The organism is Pseudomonas sp. 10S5 (genome assembly GCF_035019745.1).
Classification (GTDB): domain Bacteria; phylum Pseudomonadota; class Gammaproteobacteria; order Pseudomonadales; family Pseudomonadaceae; genus Aquipseudomonas.
The window spans coordinates 87,082-113,494 of the sequence record NZ_JASJVL010000005.1; the positions used below are offsets into that span (position 1 = coordinate 87,082).

The 26,413-nt window shown below is 54.1% G+C and carries 15 protein-coding genes and 2 pseudogenes; 7 read left to right on the top strand and 10 right to left on the bottom strand.

What is annotated here, in order from left to right:
* Window positions 1-390: 390 nt before the first annotated feature.
* The 5 genes from QN378_RS06740 to QN378_RS06760 form a co-directional block, all read right to left on the bottom strand.
* Window positions 391-2,430: a hypothetical protein gene (locus tag QN378_RS06740; protein ID WP_322170259.1), complete on the bottom strand. Its 2,040-nt coding sequence runs from the start codon at window positions 2,428-2,430 to the stop codon at window positions 391-393.
* Window positions 2,431-2,440: 10 nt separating this feature from the next.
* Window positions 2,441-6,001, bottom strand: a complete 3,561-nt coding sequence (locus QN378_RS06745) for a helicase-related protein (RefSeq protein ID WP_322183878.1) — start codon at window positions 5,999-6,001, stop codon at window positions 2,441-2,443.
* 9 nt (window positions 6,002-6,010) lie between these two features.
* Window positions 6,011-8,167, bottom strand: a complete 2,157-nt coding sequence (locus tag QN378_RS06750) for a hypothetical protein (protein WP_323546622.1) — start codon at window positions 8,165-8,167, stop codon at window positions 6,011-6,013.
* Window positions 8,168-8,796: 629 nt separating this feature from the next.
* On the bottom strand, window positions 8,797-11,589 hold the full coding sequence (locus QN378_RS06755) for a hypothetical protein (RefSeq protein WP_322183880.1): 2,793 nt from the start codon (window positions 11,587-11,589) through the stop codon (window positions 8,797-8,799).
* A gap of 156 nt (window positions 11,590-11,745) precedes the next feature.
* Entirely contained in the window at window positions 11,746-12,756 is a 1,011-nt protein-coding gene (locus tag QN378_RS06760) for a site-specific integrase (protein ID WP_322170245.1), read from the bottom strand.
* 190 nt (window positions 12,757-12,946) lie between these two features.
* On the opposite strand from QN378_RS06760, the gene QN378_RS06765 reads away from it, so the two are divergent.
* The 6 genes and pseudogenes from QN378_RS06765 to QN378_RS06790 all read left to right on the top strand — a co-directional run bounded on the left by QN378_RS06765 (window position 12,947) and on the right by QN378_RS06790 (window position 18,935).
* On the top strand, window positions 12,947-13,999 hold the full coding sequence (locus QN378_RS06765; RefSeq protein ID WP_322170242.1) for a DNA-binding protein: 1,053 nt from the start codon (window positions 12,947-12,949) through the stop codon (window positions 13,997-13,999).
* Window positions 14,000-14,255: 256 nt separating this feature from the next.
* Window positions 14,256-14,913, top strand: a pseudogene (locus QN378_RS06770) (HAD-IB family phosphatase).
* 789 nt (window positions 14,914-15,702) lie between these two features.
* A complete protein-coding gene (locus tag QN378_RS06775) occupies window positions 15,703-17,343 on the top strand; it encodes an Nramp family divalent metal transporter (protein ID WP_322170239.1) in 1,641 nt (546 codons plus the stop codon).
* A gap of 291 nt (window positions 17,344-17,634) precedes the next feature.
* The gene (locus tag QN378_RS06780) at window positions 17,635-18,324 is read left to right on the top strand and encodes an SOS response-associated peptidase family protein (protein WP_322170236.1); all 690 of its coding nucleotides are present in this window, start codon (window positions 17,635-17,637) and stop codon (window positions 18,322-18,324) included.
* Between the two features lie 152 nt (window positions 18,325-18,476).
* Window positions 18,477-18,638, top strand: a complete 162-nt coding sequence (locus QN378_RS23565; RefSeq protein ID WP_407074096.1) for a YkvA family protein — start codon at window positions 18,477-18,479, stop codon at window positions 18,636-18,638.
* A 102-nt stretch (window positions 18,639-18,740) separates the two neighbouring features.
* Window positions 18,741-18,935, top strand: a complete 195-nt coding sequence (locus QN378_RS06790; RefSeq protein WP_322170234.1) for a hypothetical protein — start codon at window positions 18,741-18,743, stop codon at window positions 18,933-18,935.
* A 34-nt stretch (window positions 18,936-18,969) separates the two neighbouring features.
* Here the strand turns inward: QN378_RS06790 and tnpC are convergent, their stop codons facing one another.
* Together tnpC and QN378_RS06800 are read right to left on the bottom strand one after the other, a co-directional pair.
* The gene (gene tnpC / locus QN378_RS06795) at window positions 18,970-19,326 is read right to left on the bottom strand and encodes a Tn3 family transposase post-transcriptional regulator TnpC (RefSeq protein WP_407074095.1); all 357 of its coding nucleotides are present in this window, start codon (window positions 19,324-19,326) and stop codon (window positions 18,970-18,972) included.
* The gene (locus tag QN378_RS06800; RefSeq protein WP_322183882.1) at window positions 19,326-22,343 is read right to left on the bottom strand and encodes a Tn3 family transposase; all 3,018 of its coding nucleotides are present in this window, start codon (window positions 22,341-22,343) and stop codon (window positions 19,326-19,328) included. Before QN378_RS06800 ends, tnpC begins: the two co-directional genes overlap by 1 nt.
* A gap of 386 nt (window positions 22,344-22,729) precedes the next feature.
* On the opposite strand from QN378_RS06800, the pseudogene QN378_RS06805 reads away from it, so the two are divergent.
* A pseudogene (locus QN378_RS06805) lies at window positions 22,730-23,241 on the top strand (AAA family ATPase).
* A 69-nt stretch (window positions 23,242-23,310) separates the two neighbouring features.
* Here the strand turns inward: QN378_RS06805 and QN378_RS06810 are convergent.
* The 3 genes from QN378_RS06810 to QN378_RS06820 all read right to left on the bottom strand — a co-directional run bounded on the left by QN378_RS06810 (window position 23,311) and on the right by QN378_RS06820 (window position 26,288).
* Window positions 23,311-24,036 (bottom strand): DUF2971 domain-containing protein, encoded by a 726-nt coding sequence (locus QN378_RS06810; RefSeq protein WP_322183884.1) that lies wholly within the window; start codon window positions 24,034-24,036, stop codon window positions 23,311-23,313.
* A complete protein-coding gene (locus tag QN378_RS06815) occupies window positions 24,036-24,782 on the bottom strand; it encodes a hypothetical protein (protein WP_322170231.1) in 747 nt (248 codons plus the stop codon). Before QN378_RS06815 ends, QN378_RS06810 begins: the two co-directional genes overlap by 1 nt.
* Window positions 24,783-25,022: 240 nt before the next feature.
* Complete coding sequence (locus QN378_RS06820; protein WP_322170228.1) at window positions 25,023-26,288, bottom strand: ImmA/IrrE family metallo-endopeptidase; 1,266 nt, start codon at window positions 26,286-26,288, stop codon at window positions 25,023-25,025.
* Between the last annotated feature and the right edge of the window lie 125 nt (window positions 26,289-26,413).

Sequence of the window (26,413 nt, forward strand, 5' to 3'; positions counted from 1 at the left end):
GAAAGGAGTTTTTGAAGTCTGCAGAATCCGAGTGGAGGATAAAATCAGTATTGATATCGGAAGTTTTGGTATCTGCCTATCGTATATAGTACCCGCTCAGGTGGCATGCTGAGTATTTGTCAATCCGGATGGTCACTCACTTAATTTTGGCTCAAAGTGAAAATACCCGAACAATCCTTTGATATTCCAATGGTCTGTCCGGCTGCAGGGCGGGCGGTAGTAGAGAGGCATGGGTGCAGACGTCTTCGAGGAGATGCTTTTGCTAGTGAATTTGTAAACCTGCGCCCTTATACTTTAACAAAGACGCAAATTAAGCAACACCACCCGGCGAAAAACTAACGCCCTAGGAGCGAAGACAGTTCAATCAACGTCCCTAGGCCAGCGTTTGCTCTATGAGCCGCTCCAGAACCCCTTCCGAATCGTCAGCGACGCTTCCCTGTTTGCGGGCCCTCCATGAATGTATGCACGGGACAACCCTTGATTAAAGGTTTCGCATCCGATCTCAACCTGCACGCAGCCGCTGCAGGAGCTCCCCATGTCCGTGCACACCGGGTCGAAAGCACAGCTGAAGGCAAACATACTGGCATCGTCGAACCAACGCTTCAGGTAATGCTGAAAAAGAGTCAGCAGACCCCCTGCGGTATAGTTCTGGACTGATGAGACGTACAAGATCACTGACAAATCCATCGGCAGCAGGTATTCCTGAATACTCTTGGAGTCGTACCCCGTGTGGCGGCGCGCCGTGAGCATCAGGGAATGGCTGATTGAGTGCAACAGATGAAAAGGAGCACCTTTCTCCGGATGGGCCTGAGGGATCGCTTTCGCAACCATGCCCGGATGCAGCGACAGCGTCGGGTAATGGCTCAGGATATAGGCATGGCTCTTAGACCTGTCTACAAGTACATCATCGCCTGGTGTTTCCAGGTGCGCAGAGTCGATACACCATCGCAACACCCTGCAAGGATCTAGCCGGATCCAGAGCGCTTCAGTTTTTGCTGACATGGCATACACCGACGTTTTGCCTCTCATGGCCTCGTCTATCCGATCAGCAAACGCGTTGAGTACGACTGGCGGCACTCCTTCAGTGCCGGATGGGCTGCTTTTTTCACGTGTATACCCAAGTGTAGCCAAAACAACTCGCAAGTCCGGAATGTGAGAGATCGATTCAATTGCGTAACGCGCTTGTACGCTGCTCCATTGCTCGCTAAGGGCCGCGCGCTCCAACGGGTCAGTAGTCGCTGCGATTTGTTGCTCAACCGATATGCCGGTAACGTCATGCTGAAGGAAAACGGCCTCAAGTGATCGGCGGTGCTGCATCAATCCAATCAGCGTGCTCTCGTCTGGAACGAGGGAGCGCACCTCCTTAAAGCAACCTGATGAGCTAGCAAGCTTGGCGTCAATTTCCGCAATTTCTTTATTGGTGGACTTCAGCATCTCGGCCATGAACTCATCGGCTTTGGCCAGTTGGGTGAACCTGAGGACGCTTTCGTATTTTTTGGCTCTAATGGCCCGAAGCGCCTCTTGTTCGGCCTCATCTGCAACACTGGAGGACAACAGTTGTGAAAGTTTTTGTTCCAGCTCGCGTCCGGTGATTTTGCGTAGCAGGGCGAGCGCTACACCCTGCGCAATGTCTTGCGCGGGCCCGGTTCCTGCGGGCTGCTCGTCATGCAGACACTGCAGCAATTTCGCAATGAGCTTGCCTCGATCCTCGCTCAGTGCGATGTATTGGGTGCTTTGGGCGTAAAACGATTCTCCGCTCGTGAGCGGGGTGCCCCGCTTGTTGATTTCTTGTTGGTAGCGGTCGTTGCAGGCAGGGCAGTTGTCTTGAAGCGAACCTGCCAGCTTGTCGTTAGTTTCGACGTCAAAAAAAGAGGAGTGAATGAACGAGCCAGCATCTCGATACCCAATATTCCTGTTGCGCCGCGCCGAATGATGTATGTAGATCGGGCTGCCGTAGCCGCATCGATGTACTGCCAGATACGGAATCTGGATCATCTCTCCGGAGCATCCAGCGCGCTTGCAGGATATATAGCTTCGCCCGGCTCGATTCTTGATCCGAGATTCCATCTTAGAGAGCGCCTGGTCTTCGGTTAACCAAGAGTCGTGAAAGTCGATGACCTTGCATTTTTTGCAAGTAAGCATCAACGGCGCGGGAGTGACCGAGATTTCCGAAGGCGACTGAATTTCAAGTCGCTTCTTTTCAGCCGCTGTCATGAAAGTAGGGTCTACAACGCCGCCTAATCTAACCCAGTCGTTCACGAAGTTGAGCACGGCTTCACGCAGTTGCTCTTTGTCTACACCATCCAACGAGGAACCACTGCTAAGCACTCCAACCACACGGCCATAAGCTTGGTTTCGTAGTCGCGTGTAGGCACCAGGGAGAAAGGACTCTCTGAAGAGACGGCTGCGGCTCACATATTCCTTATCCATATTCGTATCCTTACCTGGCTAGGGCCATAAGAACCTGGTCAGCAGCGCTGTTGACCGGTTTGATCAAAATCTGGTTCTCAATATCGCGAAACGAACGGAAGGGCGCATAGCCAAATATGTCACCTAGCGCTTCGCTTATCGTTTGAGCATTTTTACTCCCGGGCCAGTTTTCCAGTTCAAAAAACGCATTGTCTACGCGCTCCTTGAGGGCGGTATTGAATCCGGATATGACGCGCTGATCGAACTTTCCCTGCAGCGATGCGGGGATACGTAGGGAATTGATGACCACGGTTTTGATTTGCTCAGCGATCGCTTTGCCACTGCTGCCGCGTAATAAAGAGACCAGTGGGCTTACATAGTTTGAGATATCTGATCCCCACGGTTGTTGCCGTGCCCAGTTCAGGATGATTGATGAGAGGATTCCCGGCAGTGTACGGTCGATGATATTGGGTGCAAACCGGTTGATCGGAACCGAGTCGACGAGGCGATCAAGGAAGGTGTGGTAGTCCCCAAAGTTCATGAATACGCCGGACTCGAAAAGTTGGTGCGAAGAAAGCACGCAAAATACGATTCCCGGATGTACGCGCCCACTCCGTGCAGATGCCTGGATATATTCAGCTGTGGATTTTGGCCATCCGGCCATGATCATAAAATTCAGTTCAGCGATATCCACCCTGTGTGATACCACGCTGGTGGCAATAATGTGCCGGCAGTTATCGTCCGGGGCTTTCGTTTCGACATGGCGGATGGCATCGAGGATCATGTCCAAACGGGTCTCACCGTCTAACAAGCGGGCGTTACGCTCTACCCCTGTTTTGTTGTTGACCTCTTCCATGTAGCGCATGATTTCCGTGATATTGCGCTTGCTGTTCGCATACACCAGATCAGTGTTGAGATTTTTCTCAATGTAGCGCAATGCGTCACCAGCTTGTGCCGCGGTGAGTTCCAACTGCGTGAGTAGGGAGGGATCGCCGGCGGCGAGGCGGATCCGCCATTGATCCACCTGATCCAGAAACCGAGAGCTGACTTCAGCCACCGCCTGCATCGCAATTCTTCCTCGGCCAATAGGAAGAATGCCAGCAAACCACCGACGAATCAGTGGTACTTCGGTTTCAGTATCCTGAACTTTACGCGCATAGAAAGACTCACCCTGATGTACCCCAGGGGCTGGGAATCTTACCGCCTTTCGCAGGTACAAATGATGGATATGGTCTTCGAAATCCTTGATCGTAGCCGTGGCCGCCAGCACTTTGGGGGCCCGACCATGGTGGCTGATCTGGAGGGTGCTCAACAGCGTTTCATAGTGCGCGTCGAAATTTCCCAGCGACTCGCGCAACAAGTGCAATTCGTCCTGCACGAGCAGGGCAAACCCAGGGTCTTTCATTGGCGGTACGGCGACCACTTTCAGTTCGCTTGTCCTGGTGTTATTGCCGCACTGGACACCTTCCCAAGCGTCGTTTTTCTTTACGATCCGACGATGCTCGCATTTGGATGCCTGCGTAAATCCATGCTCGGGACAAAAATAGCGCGCGCCGCCGAAATAATTCGCGAACCTTTTGTTGTGGCCAATCACCGCGAGCTTATCCACGGTGCCAACCAGAACCGAGGGCAGATATCGGTAGCATTCTTCATCTGATACGTAGATGCCGATTTCACCCCTGATCCCCTCGCCGTGGATCCCGGCGTCCGCTTCGGTGTTTGACCAACATCCCTCGTTGGTACACACATGCTTGATGCGTGCGCGAACCAGATCTTTCTCGATGCTTACAGAGCCCGATGAACCGCAGTAGGGACAGTCACTGATGAATTGATAGGCCTTCAGCCGTTCTTCGCTAATAGCAGGTAAAAAGCCTTTTTGTACGTCGTCCCCAAATGTGCTGCTAATGCGACTGGGCGTTCCGTCACCGGTGTAGTAGCCAATCGTCAGCGGCCAGCCGCCGAGGTTTTCACGCTGGCGGATCTTATTGGTTTGGGCTAGCACGAAGGAAAGTCGTTGGAATTGTTGCACCGACAACATGCGTAAAGGGAACCGTATCCATGCGGTGGTACCGTGATCCCGGCCTCTCATCCGTGCGAATAGCATCGCCATGCTGATGATGCCCAAGTACGCCTCTGTCTTACCGCCGCCGGTGGCAAACCATAGAACGTCTGCGGTTTCCATGCTGCCCCGAAGTTCTGTTACAGGAGCATGGCGTTCGTAGATCGAGCGTATTTGGGTCAGGATGAAGCCGAGCTGAAACAGATGCCAGCCGGCAAACTTCTTACCCTGCATTTTGATGGCCCGGGCCATGGCCTCGTTCATCCACTGGAAGCACTGGCGCAGATCGTCATGCTCTCGCAACAGGTCTACACCGTCTCGGATCCTGCTGATTTCAAATTGGAAGGAGTCCCGGTCTGCAATGGCTATATCACGATCTGCCATGAGCCCTGCTGACTCCAGAGAATGAATTCTAGAGGCCCACAGCCCCAAGTATTGTTCCTGGGCGTTGAGGAAACTTTCACAGACGACCAAAGGGTCGTGCGCGAGTCGTTTATAATCAGGAGCGTGCGTCATGCCCACATCGCCTGGCCGGGGTGCGTCAACCCGGGCCTGGGCTGAAGTGGGCATGCCATCGGTCATGAACTTATTGTCGTCGAGCTGAATAACACCGCAACTGACCCCATAACCCGGCAGACCGTCATCATCCCTGTACCGATAGTCCTCGGGCTGCAGGCGGTGAGGAACTTTGTGGCTTGTCCCGGCAGCCAGCTGTGCCACCAGGCGAGCATCGAGGAGGTATGGAAACTCGATACCGAAAGCACGGGCATTTGCGGTGGTGGTCTGGTTCTCCAAAAACAGCTCAAGCAAAAAGCGGCCTTCCATGTTCGCCCCAAAGGCAGTTGGCGCAGGGCGCAAACGACCGCGGAGGTTGATCTCATAGCTGAGAATCTCATTGGGGTCAGAGATAATTTGTTCATATACGGCGTAGTTCAGCCCTCGCTGATCAGCTAACGCAGCTTCACTCCATTCGAAACTGAGTCTGGCCCCCCCGTTGGGGTTCAGGCGGCAGCGGCGCATGATTCGGGGGTCGTCCAACCACCGATTTTTCTCTATGTTGAGGGTAGCGGTGACCACCGACTTGGCGGACATCCACTCGTTTGGCTTAGCTGGATCAAACGCGAGTGTGATTTCCGAAAAACAGACCGTGTATCGTTTGAACGTTACCGAAATGGTTTGGCTTCTGCGCGGCGTTGCACCGTCGAGAATGACGTCTCGCGCCATGCTGCGGATGTCCGGTATGTATCTGTGCACCAGATCAAATTGCCCGCTTAGTTCGCACTGGATTAGCCCTTCAGCGTCCGGCGAGACCAGCAGCACAATTCCCACCGAGTTAGGGGGCTGCGGCCCGGTGTAGTCAATGTCCGGTGCGGGGCCAATGCAGCCCACCAAGCTAAGCCGATTAGGCTCAGTGCCGTCATACAATTTGCCTTCAGGAGGCAGTACGTCCGCATCCTTGTCACTGAGTCGCAGGCGCATCTCACTGAGAAATGCGGCTGTCAGTCCCATTTCCTCTCGATAATTGAGCGTCATGGAGCTTCCTTAAGTCTGTGTGGTTTCCAGGTGTTTGCCAGCTTGATGAATGACGAGCAGCTGATCGTCCTCATCCCAGTCGAAATGGATGCGTAACGTGCGTGAAGGATCGCGTGCGTTGCCCAGACAAAAGTGCCTGTTGATATCGGCTGGCTTGCCTTTATATTTTCGGTTGTCGGAGTGCTGCCCCATCGTCACGGTGGACATCTTGGGTTGAAAGTCGATGCTTTCCTGTGTGAAGTTTTCGAGGACGTCGTGAAGACGCTCGGTTTTATTCCGATAGTGCTCGTAAAGCTTGGTGGCCATGAGCAATAGACATGCCCGAAACTTGGCGGTATCACGATAGACCGAATCACGCATCGATTTCAGGGCTGGGATCGTCAAATGGATGCGTTCCGGGTGCATCGCCAGGATGCTGTTCACTACATCCGACAGACCTTCATCCTTTACGGCGACAGCCTGAGTAACCGGCAGCCGGATTGATCTCACGGTGGCAATTTCAATCATGTCATCAAACGCATGCCCATCTAATGTGAGGGTGCCGATGGTGATGGTAGTGGCACCCTTGCTTCGATCAAGGAGGGCTTTTCTAAGCTGTTTACCCACCTGCTGATGAGCGCAACGTACTTGCTCGATAGCATTTGAAACGTAGACTGCAGCATTTTCCGGCTGCTTGACGCCTGCAAGACGCGCAAATACCAGCACAGCGGTACGATCTCGTGGGCCATACACGTTATGCCTGTACCAGTTCGAAACAGTTGCATCGCTGACGCTTACATTTTCCTTCTTCAAGTGAACTTGCACCTGAGATGGCTTGAAACGGGCTGAGACGGCGTCGACCATTAATTTCCATCGATCGGCCGCCCGAATCATTTGCTGCATGCCTTCCGAAAGGGCCACCATCTCGAAGAGTTTTTCCTGAGTTGCCAAGCGCTCATTGGTGTACTTGAGCAGGATGATCTGATCACCGGCCTCCAGTTGTTCCGCCGGAGTAGGGTGAATGTCCTCGTTTTGGAGAACCAACACTGGGCGTGTCTTACTCCACGGCAGGGGGGTAGGCGATTCATCAATCGTAATCCAGACAAGCTCCGGGCTTAAAACATCACCATCCTGGACTTCAGTCACGGGCTCAGCCGGCTGCTCCAGTAACAGCTCCAGCCAGTTATCCATTTCCATTTCGAGCGGGATTACCGCGTGATGTTTGCGTGGCGGATATTCGCTGTGATCAGATTCAGTGACAACGGTGAGTGCCAGAGATTGGGGCATTGTTTCACCGTCCTTGCAGCGAATGCCACCCCAATCTAGCTGCCAATGTCTTAACTTGTCGCCTCGGTCTGCGCTAGCCGTACCATGTTCCAACCACCAGCGCTGCAGCACGCGCACTATCTGGTCTGCCTCATAGGCATACACGGGTATTATCATTTTTTTGCACGGGATAGCGACCCAGTGTTGCCGCGTCGGCCACAGCATGCCGGTAATGATGACTTCATCGAGCATGCCGTGGTATTGCCGATAAGCTTTCACACCATCCATAGCCGTTAGCTGTATTATTTCGATCCACTCAGCATCGAGTATGTCATCCAGCCAATTGCCTAAGGCCAAAGCCTCGTGTGGGCTGCCACATAAGACGAGCGTTTTCACCTTGCCAGCCCGGGCTCTGATGAGGTGCTGCTTTAGCCACCCGGCCTTGCCTGAGACGGATTGCATCAGCAAGCCATGTAACTCAGAAATTTGCCTGATCAAATAGCGCGATGCCATTTCGGTCTCGCCATAGTGACATGTTCCTTTCTCCGCCATTTCCAGCCAGCGATACAGCGATCGCACAGGAAACAGGCCAGGGCGCGTCGCTGCCTGAAGGACTGCTTCAAGGCGCGCCAGAGGGACAATCAGCTCGTTTAGTCCGCGAAACAGCTTTCCGATAATGGCCAGCCGATCTTTGAGGGCAGGATCTTTGGAGCGTTCAAGTTCGCGTCGCAGCTGGAAAAAACGGGTAGCGATATCTGCGAGAGCTGCATTTGCGATGTCGTCGCTGATGGACGCCTGCTGGAAATCCAGCTGGGGAGGCGTCACGGAGTCTAGCGATGCCTTATCTGAAAGACGCATGATCCACAGATGGGTGCGAGTTCGATTCGTTCGCATTTTGGCGATTGCGTCGCTGTCGCCCAAGGATAGCAATACTATTCGGGGAGTCTGTGGGAAACACTCGTCAAGCGCACTGTCTACCGCCCAAGCGTTGTCATTACCGCCGCGCGTACCATCGACCACGATGACAAAAGGGCGAGAGCCTCGACTGATAAGGTCAGTGAGCTCCATCAGATCAGCGGATCCATCCACCACCAACGTCTGAGATGTGTGCGAGGTTTTGTGTTCCTTTAGGTTTGCGGGGCGAAGAACGCGAGTATGCAAGGCAGCAACTCGTGAAAGATCTTGGGCCCCAAGACGAGGCCTAGATATAAATACTATGTCTGGATACTGTTCCACGTTTCCGGGATTGAGCCATGGAGCCCGAATCCCGCCTTGAAGCGCATCCATCCGAATGCGATGCAAATACACCATTAGCCGTGTAATGCCTTCGCCACTCAATACGGGCAATGCGATGGCGATCGATTGCCCATACTTCAGCGCGCGCCCGGCCACGGCGAAGCTTGCTGCTTCCGCAGAGTCGGATGGCAACAAGCCTAAGGTGCCCCACGCGGTGGAGGAGGGGTTCAGCAAGTCGCCAGCGGGTACAGCGCCCCAAGACTCCCGCATTTGCGTAAGCCACTGAGCAGGGACTGCGATTTCCATGGCCATGATTAGGCCTTGGCTTCTTGGGTAGATTTAGACAGCAGCGCCGCCTTGATGCTTTCCGGTACTTTGTAGAAGTTTTTCTTGCTCTTCACGGGTGCGATCAACCGCAGACGAGACAACCAGCGAAGCGCGTCTTGCGGATTCACATCGGGGTAGACGTCCATGAGCTGAAGTGCGATGTCGTCTTCATCAAACTTTTCCTCTTCGCATACCGCGCTCAGCACAGATGTCGCCCAAGGAACAGCGGAAACGCCGGCCTTGACGAGAAATTCATCCATGCTCTTCGGCTTCGCTTGCAGTAGCGACTGGTAGTTTTGCCCGAAGGCGCTGACGCGCACTACGTCAGGCTTTTTCTTTTTGGCCTCAAACAGCCTATCCAACGAGAAGTACCAGCCCTGACTGAATTTTTCGAGGGTGGTGACGGACGTTGAGGTGTTCTCCAGTTCCAGCTTGTTGAGGAGATGAGCGAGTGCGGTTGTTTTCCAAACGTCCAGCGCCACGAACGGCTGCATGGATTCACGTCCTGCCGTAAGCTCGGTATGACTTTCCCACTGCCACAGCGCCTTCGGTGTCATGAGGAAGATGACCCGCACGCGGTTGCGCTTAGCGTTGATGTTAAGTCGTGCTTCGTGGGCGATATCAAGCAAGTCCAGCGTTTTGCTAATAGGTTGATCACCGGTCAGTTCCACGAACAGCATGATATGTTTTTTAAGTGCTTGGACACCCAGAACGCTTTCGTTGAGAAGCTTTTTGAAGTCGCCCGCCGAGCCAAGGTCTGTGTCTTTTTTGTGAGCGGATTGATAGCGACCAAATGGATTGCCGTTGAGAACCGGTTCTTCTTCTCCGATCGCAAGAAGAGACTCCACCATCCAGAGGGGATTCAAACCGAGTGCCTCTGACCCGGTGATGACACCGACCGAGTAGTTGGACGATCTAGCCTCTACCGTGCTTTCTTGAGTTTTTTCGTTTTTTTCTTCGCTGATGAGGAGCTTTTCGTCCCGTAAGGTGAGAGGTGACGGGCGAACCGCTTTTTCAGGGAAGGCGTGTGCGGAAAGTGGATCATTTTCGTTAATCGCATCAATGGCTTCGAGGAGTTTGTCCTCGACTTTTTTCTGCGGGCCGCCGACCAGGTTCATGATGTTGGCGTTGCGCAGGGAGTATTCTTTGCCACCTTCGTTGCGCCGCGTGCATTGCAGCACCCCTAACCCGCACAACTCATCCAGAAATGCTTCAAACAGTGCGACGGTCATTGGTTCAAAAATATCGGGAGCCCACTCTTCGACAATCGCCTTGGCTCGGCTTGGCGAGAAGGTTCGTTTGCTCTGCGCGATCAGGCTGTAGGCGATCAGCTTGTAGCGCAGGTCAAGGTTGAGCGTGATGTCGAACCGATCACAAATCAGCTGGTTAATGTTGTGGTCACGCCGGATCTGCTCAATGTCATCCGTTGTGATGACGAGGCTGCCAACTTTGTTTTGATGGCGAGCACTCAAGGTCTGGATAAGTTCATGGCAAACGATATGAATCAGACCTGGGTGGCGGTTGGTCTCTACCAGGATACGGTTCATGAGAAGCGGTGTTTCGAACTCGTAGCCCAGATGACCCAAAGGCTCGCGAATTAACTGAAGAGCTTCGGTAGGAGTCATAATGGACACCTGGATCGCGCTCCCGAGCTGATGTAGCGGATAGTTTGGGGCGTCAGCGAAGCGACGTACGTTTTCCAAGCCTGCGATGACTACCTTGAAGCGCCCGTTACTATTGTTAACCAGACCGCTTAGTTCGCGGAAGATCCGGAAACCGTTAGCAGCGTCCAAACCAAGGATCGGATCGATTTCGTCGAGACACACCATGAACGCATCCGGGTTCTCTCGGCGGAAATAGTCCTGCAAAGCCGCAACCTGACCGGCTGTATCGATCCCATAGGTTTCATTGATCAGTTTGCTGGTCACGGCATAGTTATAAATAGTCTTCCAGACGAAAGCGCGATGCTTATCGAGTTCGTTACCCGACAGGTTGGCTCGGTCAAGATTGCCATCCATCTGGTGCAGGAAGGCGTGGGATCGTTGCTCAGGATTATGAAAGCGACGCTGTGTCTCATTGAGTAGTGTCGTCTTACCCAATTGCCGGCCGCCAAAGATCATCGCTGCGCCATTGCGCATCGTTGTCAGCATTTTGATGTCGTTCTCTCGACCGTAGCGCATCTCAGGGGGCGCCGGCTGCATCTGGTTACCCGTGTACGGATTAAAGAACGTCCACGGTAGACTCAGCTGCAAAAAGGTCTTAAGGCGCGAGGTTTCCTGGACGTTCAAACCTGCAAGGACGGTGAGCAAAATCGGGTCGACATGCAATAGCGTATGTCGTTCTCGTTTGGAGAAGCTTGCGAGGTCGTTACGCTCGTCGTTTGACAGATCTCGTCCTGAAATCAGGATCATTCGATCGTGTAAAAACTGGGTTTGTTCATTCAGAACTGTACGGAGTTCAGCAACCGTCCATTCCCCGGTCGCGACCAATACGTTTATAGCCTGCTCTTCAGATTTCTGGTTGAAGAAGACGATGCCTCGCCCAGTCTCTCGTCGCCGCACAGACATAGTGAGTCGGCAAAACTTGTTATGTGCGGTGAACCCTGTCTTATGGGGCATGGTGGTGTCGAACACCGGATAAACAGCCTCCAACCCTAGCGTATGGAGCACATGCACAAGCTGATCATAGGACAATTTATCCAGGGATTTTAGGCGTCCACGTAAGCCCACCAGGTCTTCAATTGCGCGTTTAAAATAGGAGGGGAGTGGGTCGAGCAACAACCCCTCAATTTCCTGAGCTGCGAGATATCGAGGGGTTGTGCCGAGATAAAGGAAATTTAGGACATTCGTTCTGTAACTGACTGTAATTACGTTGTTTTTTATTTATTCTCGTTGTGGCTTAAGCCAATACCCAAGAGGCTGTCATCCCGTATCTAGCTATGGCTTGCGCCGCAGTAAAGAGCCCGCAGCGTTCTCCTCGAAGGCTCTAGCCTCTTCGATATAACCGTGTACGGTGCCGTCATGCCGCCAGCCACCCTGACGTTTGATCTCGAGAAAGCCCGCCCCAGCCCGATGGGCGCTTGTGGCCAGTCCACGGCGTAGACTATGGCTGCTCATCTCGGGCACATACGACAGCCCTGCTGCTTCGGCACGTGCCGACAGGATGGCATTAACGCTACCTTCGTGCAGTCCAACCTCGCCGAGTACTCCCCAGCGACTGATGCGCCGGAACAGTGGACCTTGCTCGATCTGCGCCGTATCCAACCAGCCCCGTAGTGCCTTCGCTGGGCAGCATATGCTGTCGCCGAACGGGATCGCTTTGTCCAGTCCCTCGCCCTCCTGATCGGTCTTGGAGCGAGGCAGTGTGATCCGCAGTCCTTCCCGCTCCCACTGTAAATATTGCACTTCCAACATGACTAGCTCGCTGCGTCGGAACGCCCCGAAGTACCCCACTTGTAACAATGCGCTGTCACGAAGCGCGGTGAGCCCTTCAAGCGTGTCCAGGTGCGCCACGATGCGTTCTAGATCCTCCAGCAGCAGGGCCTTGGCTTTTTGTCGAGGGCGTCCGTGCACTCGCTCAATCCCACGCAAGGTTTTGCGTACGGTGGCGCTGGCGCCTGGGTCGGGAAAGCCCTGATAGCGATGCCATTGCGACAGCGCGGTCAGGCGCAGGGCCAAAGTGCGTGGGTTCAGCACTTCCGCGAAGGCCAGCAGGTAGCGAATCAGCGCGGCTTCATCGCACGGCAGCACGCCGCCCCAGGCGAGAAAGTGGCGAATGGCCGAGCGGTAGGTGCGCCGGGTGTTGTCGGCGGTGGCCGCCGCCAGAAAACGTTGGTGTTGCTCGGCCAACTGCGCGGGCGTGGCCAGCGTACCGGGGGTACGCGGGGGCACCGCGGGTGTGTCGAGCCACCTGGCGGGGAGATTTTCGTCGTGATGGCTGGCTGTCATCCCAAAACGCCTGTTTAGGCCGTGTGTACTGCGGATTATAGAAGCGCATGCCAAACCTGTGCACCTAACTCACGATAACCAAGCTTATCGTGGGTTAATTGGCGCTCTCGACGAGCTTAACTATTCTTTACTTAAATCGATGTATTACGTTTCCCATAATACGGTACGAAAAAATCTGAGGTGTTCGTTCATGGCCCGTTCCGGCGTCCTTTATGTGCATGTCGCCCATGCGGCGGCCCAGCTCGTCGCAGACGGCCGCAATCCGACGATTGACAGCATCCGCGCCGCCCTAGGCGAGACGGGCAGCAAAAGCACGATTGCCCCGTTGTTAAAACGTTGGAAAGCCGCGCATCCCGGCACGCTGGCGCAGGCCGAACTGGGGTTGCCCGCGGAGCTCGTCCTGGCGCTGAAGGGACTGTACGAAAAAGTTCAGGCGGAGGCGGCCATTCAACTCCAGCAGGCCGTAGAGGCTCACCAGTCAGAGACCGCCGCGTTGCAGGAGCAGTTGCAGCAAGCGTTTGTCGAGCGCGACGCGTCACTCAACGTTCAGAAGCAGCAGACCCATGCACTGGCCGCAGCCACTACCCGCAGCCAAGAGCTGGCTGACACCGTGCAGCGTCAGGAGATCGTCTTGGCCGGTCTAGGCAGTGAAAAGCTCGGGCTCGAACAGCGCCTGGCTGACCGCGCCGCCGAAGTCGCCTCGCTGACCCAGCAATTGCAACACTCGCGGGTGCAGTTCGAGCACTACCAGGCATCGGTCGCGCAACAACGCGCCGACGAGCGCCAGAGCGCTGAACAACGCCACCATCGCCTGGAACAGGAGCTGACAGAACTCCGCCAGCTCCGGCTCGCGCAGCAAACCCGCCTGGGTGAGCTGCAGGCACAGGAACAACGCCGGGCGCAGGACAATGATCTGCTCAAGGACGCCCTGCTCACGGCCGAGGAGGCGCTCACTCAGAGCCGCAGTGCGCAGGAGCACCTGACATATCAACTCACCGAACTGAAACAGGGCCATATGACTCTGCAACAGCACCATGCCCAGGGCGAGCAGTGTTTGGTCGAGACACTGACGCGCCTGGCCGTGATCGAGAGAGAACGGAGCTTTGTGGCGGAACGTTTAACTCAGGCCGAAACGCAATTGACTGAGCTGGCCACAGAAAAGCAGCTACTCCTGCAAGAAAAAGCAGTGCTATCCAGTCAGCTCGCGGAGTTCAGGAGGATGGAACCGACCCCGTCATCCTAACGCCCCAAGATCCGGGTGATGCATTCATCGATATAACAGAAAGCGCGCGCCGCACATGTGAACCGTGCGCGTTCAAGCGCTATCCACCGTTCGCAATCCGGAAACTCAAGTGGACGCTGGTTCTCTCTCCGTGCTGCTCAGACTGACCTGTAATGTTAGAGAATCTAAATCTGGTGACCGCCTCCTGTCTGAATCCTGCGCATGAACCCCAGTCTGAGGGCTGTGAAAAACCGTTTCACATGGTCGAGGCCAGCCGGTGAGCCAGCGGATACTCGAATCCGATCGGCCGGGAGTCAAGGTGCTGTCGGTCTTTGACTTTGGGCACCTGACCAGGCACAACAGCTTTTTCCATTCCTGAGGTTTGCTTTTGGGAGGCGAGAGTTCAGCCGGAGAATGCAAGACTGGCGGTGCCTAGCCTGCGATTCCTCACACGTCGGCTCAACCGTGATGAACTCAAGGCTCATCTGATCAGCACATTCCTGAAGGGGGAAAGGAATGGGTCAAGCAGAAAGCTGAGGATTCCAGGAGGGTGTTTTGGACTAGGCTGATGCGATAAGCAGGTTTACGATCAGTCGCGACCGAAGTCGAGTCCGGGGCGGTAGTAACGCTCTGTTCTGCTTTTCCAACCTTGGTGTTGCAACCTTTCGCCGATGGCCTCGGCATCAAGCTGATTGGCACCGAACTGGAGGTCATCGAAGGATTGCTGATAGGACATATCACCGGCAACAACTGTCGGTGCGAGAATAAAGTTCTTCGCCTTGAGGCTGTCTATGGTCCTCTGAGTCAGTCCGACTCAGAGCTTGGGGCGATACCCGGGTGATCGAGAACTGCTGGCCGCCCCGCAAGACGCCCATTGGCGGAATTTTCATCCGGCACGGCGCCGTGGACAACTGCACCTGCCGGCCATCAGATAGCCGGCTGGCGGCGGAATGAGCTGAGCTGCGTTGACTTTCGTAACGCGGCACGCTTAGAATTCACATATTGTAACAATTGAGGTCGTATTGTATTGGACAGTCATTGTCGTCACTCGGAGAAATTCTCCGCACAAGCTTGGCACGACCTCAGCTAGATTCCCTTAGCCAACGTCTTGCCAAGTGCAGGCGTTGCGCGCATCAGTATCAAACTCCTTCGCGTAACTAAAACATCAAGCCTGAGCGAGCAGATTTTTCTGTACTCGCCCTGATCGTCGCTTGCGTCTTGCGCTCGCTACGATCGCAGGTTTGTGCACCCATCGTCTGCCTCCGTTTGTGCAGCAGCGATTGTTTTAACGTGTTCGTACCACCGGGTACGTAAAGGAGGGCGTCATGCCACCCGAAAATAATCCAAGGCCATCTCAATATTTGAAGCTGTGCCTCCACGAAAAACATGAAGGAGAGACCTCTTATGGACCCCAGTAGTAGTAGTAGTAGTCCGGTCACTCTGATTGAAAGGGCGGCGTCTAGCGGGTAGCAGTACAACCATCACTGGCTGATCTCCTCCCTGTACTTCCCCCCGCATTTCTCTCCGCGTGACCTCTTCACGACCCTGACCACTTTTGGTCGACGGTTTAGTGCCCGTTTATTTCGCGCCCCTCAGCGCCAGGATGGCTGATTTTCCACTCTGATCCAGCTTTAGGCTTTGGTTTGCAGAGGGAAAGCACCTGCGCACCTGTCCGGCGGGAATCGAAAGCGGCATCCAGCGTTACGCTTTGGAGAGATTTCGTTATGTCCAACTTGAAGATTGAAATTGCTGTTCTTGACAGTGCCCACGTCGGAGACATCCGAGGAGCATTCGGCACCATCCGTCATGACGACATCGCCCCGCGCAATAGTTGGTGGCAACGCTTCAAAACACTGATGGCCATCCTCGGCCCCGGGTTGATCGTGATGGTCGGCGATAATGACGCCGGCGCATTCAGCACCTACGGCCAGGCCGGCCAGAACTACGGAACCATGCTGCTGTGGACCATGGCACTGTTGATCCCGGTGCTGTATGTCAACCAGGAAATGGTGCTGCGTCTGGGTGCTGTGACGGGTGTCGGCCACGCCCGGCTGATCATCGAACGCTTCGGCAAGTTCTGGGGTGCGTTTAGTGCGATCGACCTGTTCATCCTCAACGCGCTGACCATCGTCACCGAGTTCATCGGCATCAGCCTCGGGATGGAGTTTCTCGGTGTGCCCAAGGTGGCCGGTGTGTGCGTGGCAGCGGTGTTCATCATGCTCGCAGCCTGTACCGGCGACTTCCGGCGCTTCGAACGCTTCGCATTGATCCTGGTGATTGGCAGCCTGCTCTTGGTACCCATTTTCGTGATGATCCATCCACCGATGGCACAAGTCGCTCACGATTTTTTCATCCCGCAACTGCCGACTGATGGCAAATTGTCGGAGGTGTTGCTGCTGATCATCGGCATCGTGGGTACCACCGTCGCACCATGGCAGCTGTTCTTCCAGCAAAGCTACGTGATCGACAAACGTATCACCCCGCGCTTCATCAAGTACGAACGCGCCGATCTATGGCTGGGCATTGCGATGGTGGTGATTGGTGCAGTGGCCATGATCGCCTTCACCGCGCAAGTGTTTGTCGGTCACCCTGAGTTCGGCCAGTTCACCGATGCCGGCGCCATCGCCACAGGTATCGCCAAATATCACGGGCGCCTGCCGGGCGTATTGTTTGCCATCGCATTGATCGACGCCAGCATCATCGGTGCAATGGCGGTGTCGCTGTCGACCGCCTACGCACTGGGCGATGTACTGAACCTGAAACACTCGCTGCATCGTAAACCAAGCGATGCCAAGGGCTTTTACCTGATGTACTGCGGCTTGATCGCCCTCGCTGCGGCGCTGGTGTTGATTCCGGGTGTGCCGCTCGGTCTGCTGACCAACGCAGTACAGACGCTGGCGGGTGTACTGCTGCCAAGCGCCACCGTGTTCCTGTTGCTGCTGTGCAACGACAAGGAAGTGCTGGGCCCATGGACGAACAAGCGCTTCACCAACCTCATTACTGCGGTCATTGTCGCGGTACTCGTACTGCTGTCGATCGTCTTGACAGCTGCGGTGGCCTTCCCGGATATGTCCGGTGAAACCATCACCAACATCCTCATCGGTGGCGGCTTGGTGGGACTCGTCATCGCCATTGCGGTAAATGTGCTGCACGCTCGCAAAGAAGTCGACAACGGGGCGCTGCCTGAGAACACCGTTACCTTCACCCAACAAATGATGCACGCCTGGCGGATGCCTCCACTGGCACAACTGAAGCCGATGGTACTGTCGCAACGTAACCGTATCTGGATGGGCGTGCTGCGCGGCTATCTGGTGGTGGCAATGGTCATGGTGATTTACAAGGTCATTCAGCTGGCACTCGCTTAAATGTAAGCGTCGGTAAAGCCCGGACATGGTGTCCAACTAAATTGATTTGCCCCCCGAAAGCGATGCCCAACCTTCGGGGTCAGATCACACATTAGGTGGACACCATCACCCCAAGCGCTGAGATCATGAAGGTGTGTTGGCAGGACGGTTACAATGAAACAGCGCTTCGACAGAGCGTCCTTCTCCAGTAATTACAACTTCACCCGGATGTCACTCCTCGCGTAATCCAGCAGCGCGTTCGGGTTTCTTCGGCCAGTTATGCTTAGAACTCTCCTTTTGGAGGATGTCCTGATGTGTGGAAGACTGTCCCAGTACCACGGTATTCACGATTTCGTCGCCGCGCTGAGCATGCCAAACCCCGTGGTCAACTCAGTCGGAGAAGCACCGCTGGAACGGTACAACGTGGCGCCATCGACTCAAGTTGCCCTGCTTCATCTTGAAGATGAAACACTTCGTGCCGACCTGGTACGCTGGGGGTGGCACCCTCATTGGGCTACCGATCGTCTGCCGCCGATCAATGCCCGCGCCGAGAAAGTCGCACATGGCCTCTTCTTCCGGGCGATCTGGCCTCACCGCGCCATCGTGCCGATCGACAACTGGTTCGAATGGGTTGTTGAGAACGGAATAAAAAAACAACCCTATCTCATCCGGCACCGAGACAGATCGCCCATCCTGTGTGCGACCATCGGCCAGTTCCCTGACACAAATGAAGGCCCAGGGGAGCATGATGGATTTGTGATCATCACCGCCGACAGCGCCGGTGGCATGATCGACATTCACGACCGGCGCCCGGTGGTTCTGGAGCCAAAGTTAGCTCGGGAATGGCTGGACCCGACCACGTCAAAGGAGCGCGCAGAGCAGATGGTGCTGCGCCATGGCGATCCGACCGAGGCCTTTGAGTGGTTTAGGGTCAACCCCGGTGTTGGCAACGTGCGAAATCAGGGCGCAGGCTTGATCAAGCCTTTGACCAGCCTGTCATAAGCCGCCTCGCTGGCCTGTCCAGCTATTTGGGCTTTCAATGTAGAAATGAAAGGTCTTCTTGAGCATCTGCGGCGTTGGGCAAAAAACCTGAAACGGCAGACCATGATTCTATGGTTTTGCTACCACCACCCTCAAACGCCTTGGCTACCAAAATGGATTTCGGTTTCGTGATGACCTATGCGCTAAGTCCCATCGACCTCATTCCTGATTTCATCCCGAAGTTGGGGTATCTGGACGATGTAATCATTCTGCCACTCGGTATTCTGCTGGCGATTCGATTTATGCCCCCTTGGTTCTCGAGGAGTGCCAGCTAAAAGCGAGTGCGTGGGAACAAGATCAGGTGAAGCGCCGAGAGCGAGTTAGAGCCGGGTTAGAAAAAGTCGATATACTGTGTGAGAAACCTCGTGAGCACTACTATGACACTCACTGACGCTACTCTCGTGTTGCTCTTGGCGGCGCGCATTCATGGGACAGATGAGGCTGTCAGGGCCTCTGCGAAGAGCTGTGTAAAGAAGTTGCCGCGCGGCAAACGTGATCTCATTTACACGGTGATTAATAGCCGAAGCCCGCTCGAGCTAGTGGACTTTCTAGCGCAGAACCTCGATACGTGAGTTCTCTTACCGTGACCATCGTTGAGGTCCAGTCCTAAAAGTCAGGAGCAAGTGCTGCCAAAGGAGCCAGATGTTTAGAGCCTGTTTGCAAGCAAGAACACAGGGTAGAAATATCCTCTTGAAGGACCACCGCCTGTTCCCAAATACTGTCAACATCAGTGATAGCTACGGCGAGAGGAGAATCTTCCAATATCGTCATGGCCATGGCATGCAGACGTAAGAAGTTGTCCCGAATGCCGCCGATCCCACCAATTTCAGCAAGACAGGCATCTAGCCGGTCCACCAAATTAAGCAATTGAGAGGTGTCGTAGCTCACGCGTAGGGAATCGAGTGCCTTGGCATCAACTTCCCCATAGGGTGTCACTCGAAACGAAGCGGGTGGGATGTGCATCAGTTCGTCTCCTCAACTTTGCTATGGGACATCTGTTGCCCACGAATCGAACCCGCAGCCTGCTGGAAAATGGAGTCTTTGATCCAGGGCTCAGGGGGGCGCTTGAGGCTGAGATTGAATTCTCCAAAGCGTTTGACGTTGCTGGTCAGGTAGGGGCTGAGAAACGATACATCTTCATCGGTAAACTGCCAGCCGTCACGGGCGAGCTTCTGCAGGATGCGCATCATGTCAACGGTGTTCTGCAAGATCACTGAGGAAGCAATCATGTCGTTGTAACGCAAGCGCTTCTGTTGCTCATCTGGATCGTTCTCGGCGATGACATCGCCGCCGAAGGACAGCCACTTCGAGAAACCGTTGTAGGACTCGATCTTGTTGGTATTGGCGGTTACTTCTTGGCGCAACTCACGGTTGCCAATCCATTTGAGTAGGAAAATGGTCCGGATCACACATCCCAACTCCTGCGCTGCATGGTAGAGCTTGTTGCGCCTACTGTAAGAACCGAGTTTACGCAGCAGCATTGGCGAGGATATTTTGCCGGCCTGAATCGACAGCGCCACCTGCATCAGATCCTGCCAATGGGTTTCTATCTGGCTCCAGTTGACGGTATCAGTAAAGAGGCTGTTGATATGCTTGTACTTGACCGAGCGATCGGGCCGATACATTACTAGGTTGCGCCAGTTGCGAATGCGAGGCATTAGATTGATGCCCAGCAAATGGGTGAATGCAAACACTGTTGCGGACTGGCCTTGAGTGTCTGAATAAACCGTATTGACTTCAACGCTATGATCCGCTTTCAGCAGGCCCTCAATGACATAGATAGCCTCCCAGATGCCTGGAGGGATGAAGTGCTGAAAGACTGCGATGTAGTTATTTGCCACATGTCGGTAGGCGACCGCGCCCATCTTGCGATATCGGAAATGGTAGCCTGCGAGCAAGTTTTCATCGTAAAAGTCAAATTGTGTCCCGTCGGCCGCTACCGCCTTACCGTCGCCCCAGAGCTTGGGCAGATCAAGCTGGAGATAAAGCTCGACCAACTCCCGGTTAGCCTTATCCAGCTTGTCGAGTGGCAGGTGCCGACGATTGGTGTAAGACAGCATGTGTGGGGTCACGTTACCCGCCAGATGGCGAGCAGCCTGGTTCGGCCCTAGGTTGCAGCCCATGGCGAAGATCGTCATCAGGTAGCGCTCGGCCGGCTCCTTCAGTTTGGGATCGCTGCCGGACATCGGCCCGAAATGACGGGTGAACTGAATCCAGTGTTCGATGTTGGCCATGATGTCGAGCACATGCCTGGCAGGCATACGCTGTGTGATAGCCGTTTGTAACGAGATTGCTGAAGGCGGGATGTCACGGGCGACCACTCGGCGCAACACAGGATCACCGGCCTCATTAATCGACACATCACCGCGGCAACTGGGAAACTTGTCATCCAACTGCTGAGCAGTACTCTCAAGTTGCTCCTTCAAGCTGGCGACAAACTCTGTGGCCGTACTCGGCAGGCCGACCTTTTCGCAGTACTCCGGCAGACGAGCCAGACACTCATCCCAAGGCAGTAACTGTTTGCGGTAGTCAGCAAACGACTCCGAGCCAAGCACACAGATATCGCCAGAGCGAAGCTCATTGGCCAGATGGGAAAAAACGCAGACTTCCAGGAAGCGCCGATTGGTCGGTGGCCCTTCGCTGGGGGCACGACGGACAACTTTGATCCAGCGATCCGAGGCGAATGACAGGTCCACATGCTCGTCGATCCATTCCCTATGCAGGATCTCGTTGGCCTGGACCAAGTGCAGAGCCTCGATCAGCGAGCGATCCTGGGTTGTTGGCTCCAGTTGCAGCAGATGACTCAGGCGGAACAGCAATGATCGATGGGATTTGAAGTGCTTCCAGAGTAGCGGGAGATAGTTACTGCCGCCTGTGGCCTGGACTTCGGCGCAGGCCTCGCGAAGGTGATCAAGATTCCCTTCGGGGGACAGATACTCGCGAATCAAACTGCCAGCTTCCTGATCGCTTGGTTCTTGGCTGAGAATCTGAATCACACCATCCAAAGTGGCCACGAGCAGCTCTAGTTTTTTGCGCTGACGCTGCTGGATTTGCTCCAACTCATCCTTGGCTCGCTTGTGAATAGTCGCGATACGCTTGATGAACATCTCAGCAAGGTGATCCCGTGCTCGTACACGCATGAGGTAGATCAGAGCCAGCATCAAAGTGTAGCGCTTTGGAAGCGAACAATCCTTAAGTTCAGAAACATCCGCTTTCTCCGCTTGATTCGCAAAAAACCAAATCTTAGTATCAACGATCCCTTCAAAGATGGAGTCGAGATCACCGAATCCCTCCAACCAACTTAAGTGATCGATCAGTATCTCCAAGTGTTTGCGAGAGGGCTTTTTGGGGACATGCTTCAGGGCATTGAAGTCGCTTTGGCGACGACCGAAATCGGTGTCAAGAAGCTCTCTGAGACGGTAGATCACATCTATCGGAGCTCTATCGACGACTCGATTGAAAATCTTTTCCTGGAGAACAACTTGGGCGTCTTCAGCCGCGTCATTGAGCGTCGAGTAGGCCGGGAGTTCGTAGCCTCGCTCAAGCAGCTCGCCAATCAGGACATTGATGACGTCAACACGCTGATCAAGGATCACTACCGCTTCGTGGGCAGCTTCCTGCGCAATTTTTAGGGCATCGGTCCCATAAAATGGAGTGATCTGTAGGTATTGGCGGATAGCTGTTTGATGACGATACAGGGTTCGGGGGGTTGCATAACGAGGAACTATGCGCGCCCCGTAACTCAGGCAAGACCTGACATGGTTGACGATTTCAGCTGGAATTTCCTCGAAAACAGGGAAGTAATGAAGCTGTTGGAATGCTTTAAGCAGAACGGCTAACCCAATGGTAAGAGCAGGGCTTTTAGCCGTTCTAGAGAGCCATTCGAGCTCCGATTCTGAGAGCGAATAGCTCTGATGAAGTTCTTTCGACGACAGATTCGTCGGCAGCTTCGGATAGGCTGTCCGCTCCAGAGAGGCCATGGAGTTCTTCCCTCAAGAAAAAGCAAAAGCTTCAGCATAGACGGCTAAACTCGGGACGAGGAAAAGCAACACAGTAAAAAATTTAATATATATATATATATATCATACGGTTACATTAAGAGTGTCCTAATTTTCCTTTATCTCGGCATGACCCCGAGTTGATGCGGATCATCTTAAGATGCCTCACAAAAAGCGGTGGGTGCCGCACGCCCGCTTGAAAATCCCTGGACAGCATCGTCATGGGGAATCGGATAGTTGACTTCGCCGGACGCTTCGGATGTTCTAACGCGCGCTGCCGATGCAGCGGGCTAGTGAACTCGATTAGTTGCTGCCGCATAACTGGCAGCTACCTAAACTGGGTTAACTCACTAACCTAAGGGGATAGAATGCTCATTGTCTTCAGCGGACTTCCAGGTACCGGAAAAACGACTATCGCAAGTGACCTTGCTAGCAGAACGAGTGCCGTGTATCTGCGGGTCGATACGATTGAACAGGCTATTCGTGACTCCGGTGCTCCTGCAAAAGACGTAGGGCGGAGCGGTTACATGGTCGCCAATGAGCTTGCTCTGAGCAATCTTCGTTTTGGCAGCACTGTTATAGTTGACTGTGTTAACCCAGTAATCGAAAGCCGAAAGACGTGGAGTGATATCGCCACACGCTCTGGTGCTCCATTAGTGAACATCCAAGTGATCTGCTCTGATAAATATGAACACCAGCGCCGGGTAGAAACCAGAAAGATTGATATTCCTGGACTGACTCCACCAACCTGGCAGTCTGTACTGGATCATGAATACGAGGCGTGGGAAGCGCTCCGTTTAAGATAGACACAGCCCTGACGTCTCCGGCGCAGGCGGTGGCGGTGGCGATGATCACCGAACGATTTTTATCCAAGGAGTAGCGCCAGCTAAAAGCCAGGGTCGCAAGGTGTGATTAGCAGACGCTTACAGTGTTCATAGGTACTGCAACGTTAAAAAACTTCGCGGTCTGACGGCTCTTCGGACTCAGGATCAGCTTCATAGAGGGTGATCGGTAGCAATCCATGCTCGATGGATTTAGTCTGCGGATCGTAGTAAGCCTGATAGAAATTGAACGACTGAATGTCTTCCCGCTCGCAGTGGGCTCTGATGATTCGGATGCATTTCAGCTTGTCTTCCAGCGGAGTCTTGATGCCAAAAATCAGGCCATCCAGGCTTGTAAAACGGTACTTGAGGATCCGGTGCTTTTCGTCGGAAATATCGAGGTAGGAACTCAGCACCAGGCGATACTCTTTTTCTGATCCCCATTGAGGAAGCTTGGACGTCAGCGCGAAATCGACATTTTTGTGGTGCTCCATCCAAAGCTCATTCGAGTGGGATCTCAACCACTCGCTTTTGCTGCTGAGATTTCCTTGGGCATCGCTGTACCAGAAGCCACTCAGGGCTTCATTCGAAACGTTACCGAGGAATCTGAAGAAGTCCATCTCTGAAAATTCTCGATCATAAAACACCTCTTTAAAGCTCATGTTTTGGAAGCTGTGAGAGATACCGTTGTATCCTCTGCCGTCTGGCTTATTCATTTCCATTGTCATTGAGGGCGCGTCGCCGAGAACGCGATATCTCAAACAGATTCCCCTATGATTATCACCATAGCTACCCCAAATCGCCGAGTTATTGCACTCTTTCATGAAGCAGGCGACATACCATTGCGGGTGCATCAGTCGTTCGATCTGATCAGGTAGTGGGGCACGAAAGCGGTGATTAATTCACGTGCCCCGATGTGACCACCTGGCATAACGTGCGCGGTTCTAATGGCGTATGTCGCATTGAGTAACGCCATTTTTTCATACGAGCCAGCGTCTCGAAGCGTGCCATCCTGAGCTTCGATGTTAGAGATGGCCTGAAGGTGTAGGTCGCGATCACCTAGCGGATCCTCGGACGTCTGGTCGGGGTACACACCAGACAGTCCGTGCTTGAAGTTGACGAGCAGCACGGTGGACAACAAGCGAGTGTGCAAGGTCGCAAGATAGAACGACAGCTCTGGCCTGTAGTGCCTCGCTTCATTCTTTGAAAGAGCGCGCACATAGCCTTGGATGACATCGCAGCCACCGATCAGCGCATCCATCTCTTGGTACCCGGCTTGGAAAGCTCCACGTAGGTTGGAGGGGTACTGCTCTATGGGAAGATTTTTTGGCAGGGGCGTTCCGAGTCGCACCGCTTCATCCAACTCCCAACTTCTGAGCGCCAGCACCAGGAGGTAGTGCCTGAAGAAGTTTCTCCATATGATCTCATCGCCTGCCCAGTAGATTTCTTTGTAGCCTTCTAGAGGATCATTGAGTTGTTCAGGTGGCGCAAAATAAATCTCAAGATTTTCTAGCTCGCCGGGGAGGCCTTTCTTGATGTCAGTAGCCTCATTCCCCAATAAGCGCTCCGCTGTCCGGAAGCGGTACAGGTGTCGTTCCATATAGGCTCGTCGATAGGTGGCTGGGAAAAATCGCTGGCATGTCTTGGTCTTTAACAGCGGGCCGGGCACTCGGGACTGTAGCCCACCAGATCGGCAGCCTGCCCATAAAAATGCCCGATGCTGCATCCTATCTGGGTTAGGGCGCTGCTGAAGAAGCGGGCTATGCAAGTCACTTTCGCCCGCGGAGATGGCTCCTCGTTCGCCACAAGCGTTCCGCGCCACTGAATAACCTACGCTGGATCAGGTTTCGACTAAGACTCCAAGACCACGCAAACGGATGGCCGCGGCGCTTTTAGAAACAGCAAAATATCGGCTCAGTGCGTCGAGCACCAGGTGGTAATTTCTGATGTTGTCCCGCTGGTCATCGAGAAAAAGGGCGCCATGTCCTCGGTTGCGAATATCGTGGTGCTCAACCAGAAGCGAGAAAGCTTCGAGAAAATGCCGTTCAGGCATCAGTAGGTAAGACGCAAATGTATTCGCTTGCCATTCGAGGCGTTCCAATTCGCTTTTGGGGACAGCGATGCGCTCAAGCTGATCAATGTCCTTCGAACGTAGGCTCTCCCGTGCAATGTAGCGGCCGTGATTGAGATAATAGTGCCCCAGCTCGTGAGCAAGCGTGAACCGGGTCATCGGGGCTGTTTTGTCGCGAGAATTGATTTTTATCTCCAAGGGGGCAAATGTGATCCTACCTAAAGCACCGTCTGGCTCATCTACGTAGCTAACGGTCAAGGCACTCGACGTGGTCGCACCAGCGACTACGGCTTCCAGATCTACTACCCCCCTTGTATAACCGGCAGATCGCAAAACCTGCTCTGACAGATTTTCAATTGCTCCCTTAGAGATATAGCCAATTCTGAGGACTGGCAGGTGAGGAGGCCGAATGATTTCCAATATGGCTGGATCGAAACTGCCAGCCAGATCAAGCCCTGTCCAGATCCCCCCCCAAGCATTAGTGTAGCCCCCAGGGGTAACAGCATAAGCTCCCGTGAGAGTCGGCCGGAAGCCAGGCTGGGTCAGAGCGTACTCAATTTCAGCACGCTTTCGCGACGACGCATTTCTCACTCCCGTGAGGAGGGCGCGAGCCAGCTCCCATTGGAAGCCTTCGTCCGGAAAATACCGAATAACACCGAAACCCTGATTCCTGGCGATGTTGATCGTGCCGGACTGGAAGGCGCTTGCCGATACGAATATCCCTTTTGCATTGAATCCTGTGACTTGGCGGATCTTGGTCCCAAACTCCTCGATATCTCCAACCGGAACGGTGCCCGCATAATTCTTACATTCGACAAGAACGATCATTGACGGCTTAGGTTGGCCAGGAAGGAAGATCTCTATGGCGATGTCAAAAACGATGTCGTCTTCTCGATCGCGAGAGTAATAGCGCCGCTTCCTGAAAATCCGGCAATGCTCAGGTCGGCAAAAAAACCGCCCCTCATCGATCTCGCGATTCAGGAATTGGAAAACCTGCTCCTCGAAGAGATCACCTTTGGCGAAAGTACTGAGCACTAGTGGTTCCATCTTGGTAATAGCGATCCTGATATTCTTGGATTAGCTGCGGCGCGAGCCCATGGACGCAGTTGACCCCTCGGCTTTATCGAACGCCCCGTGATCACCCTAGCTATGACTCCAGT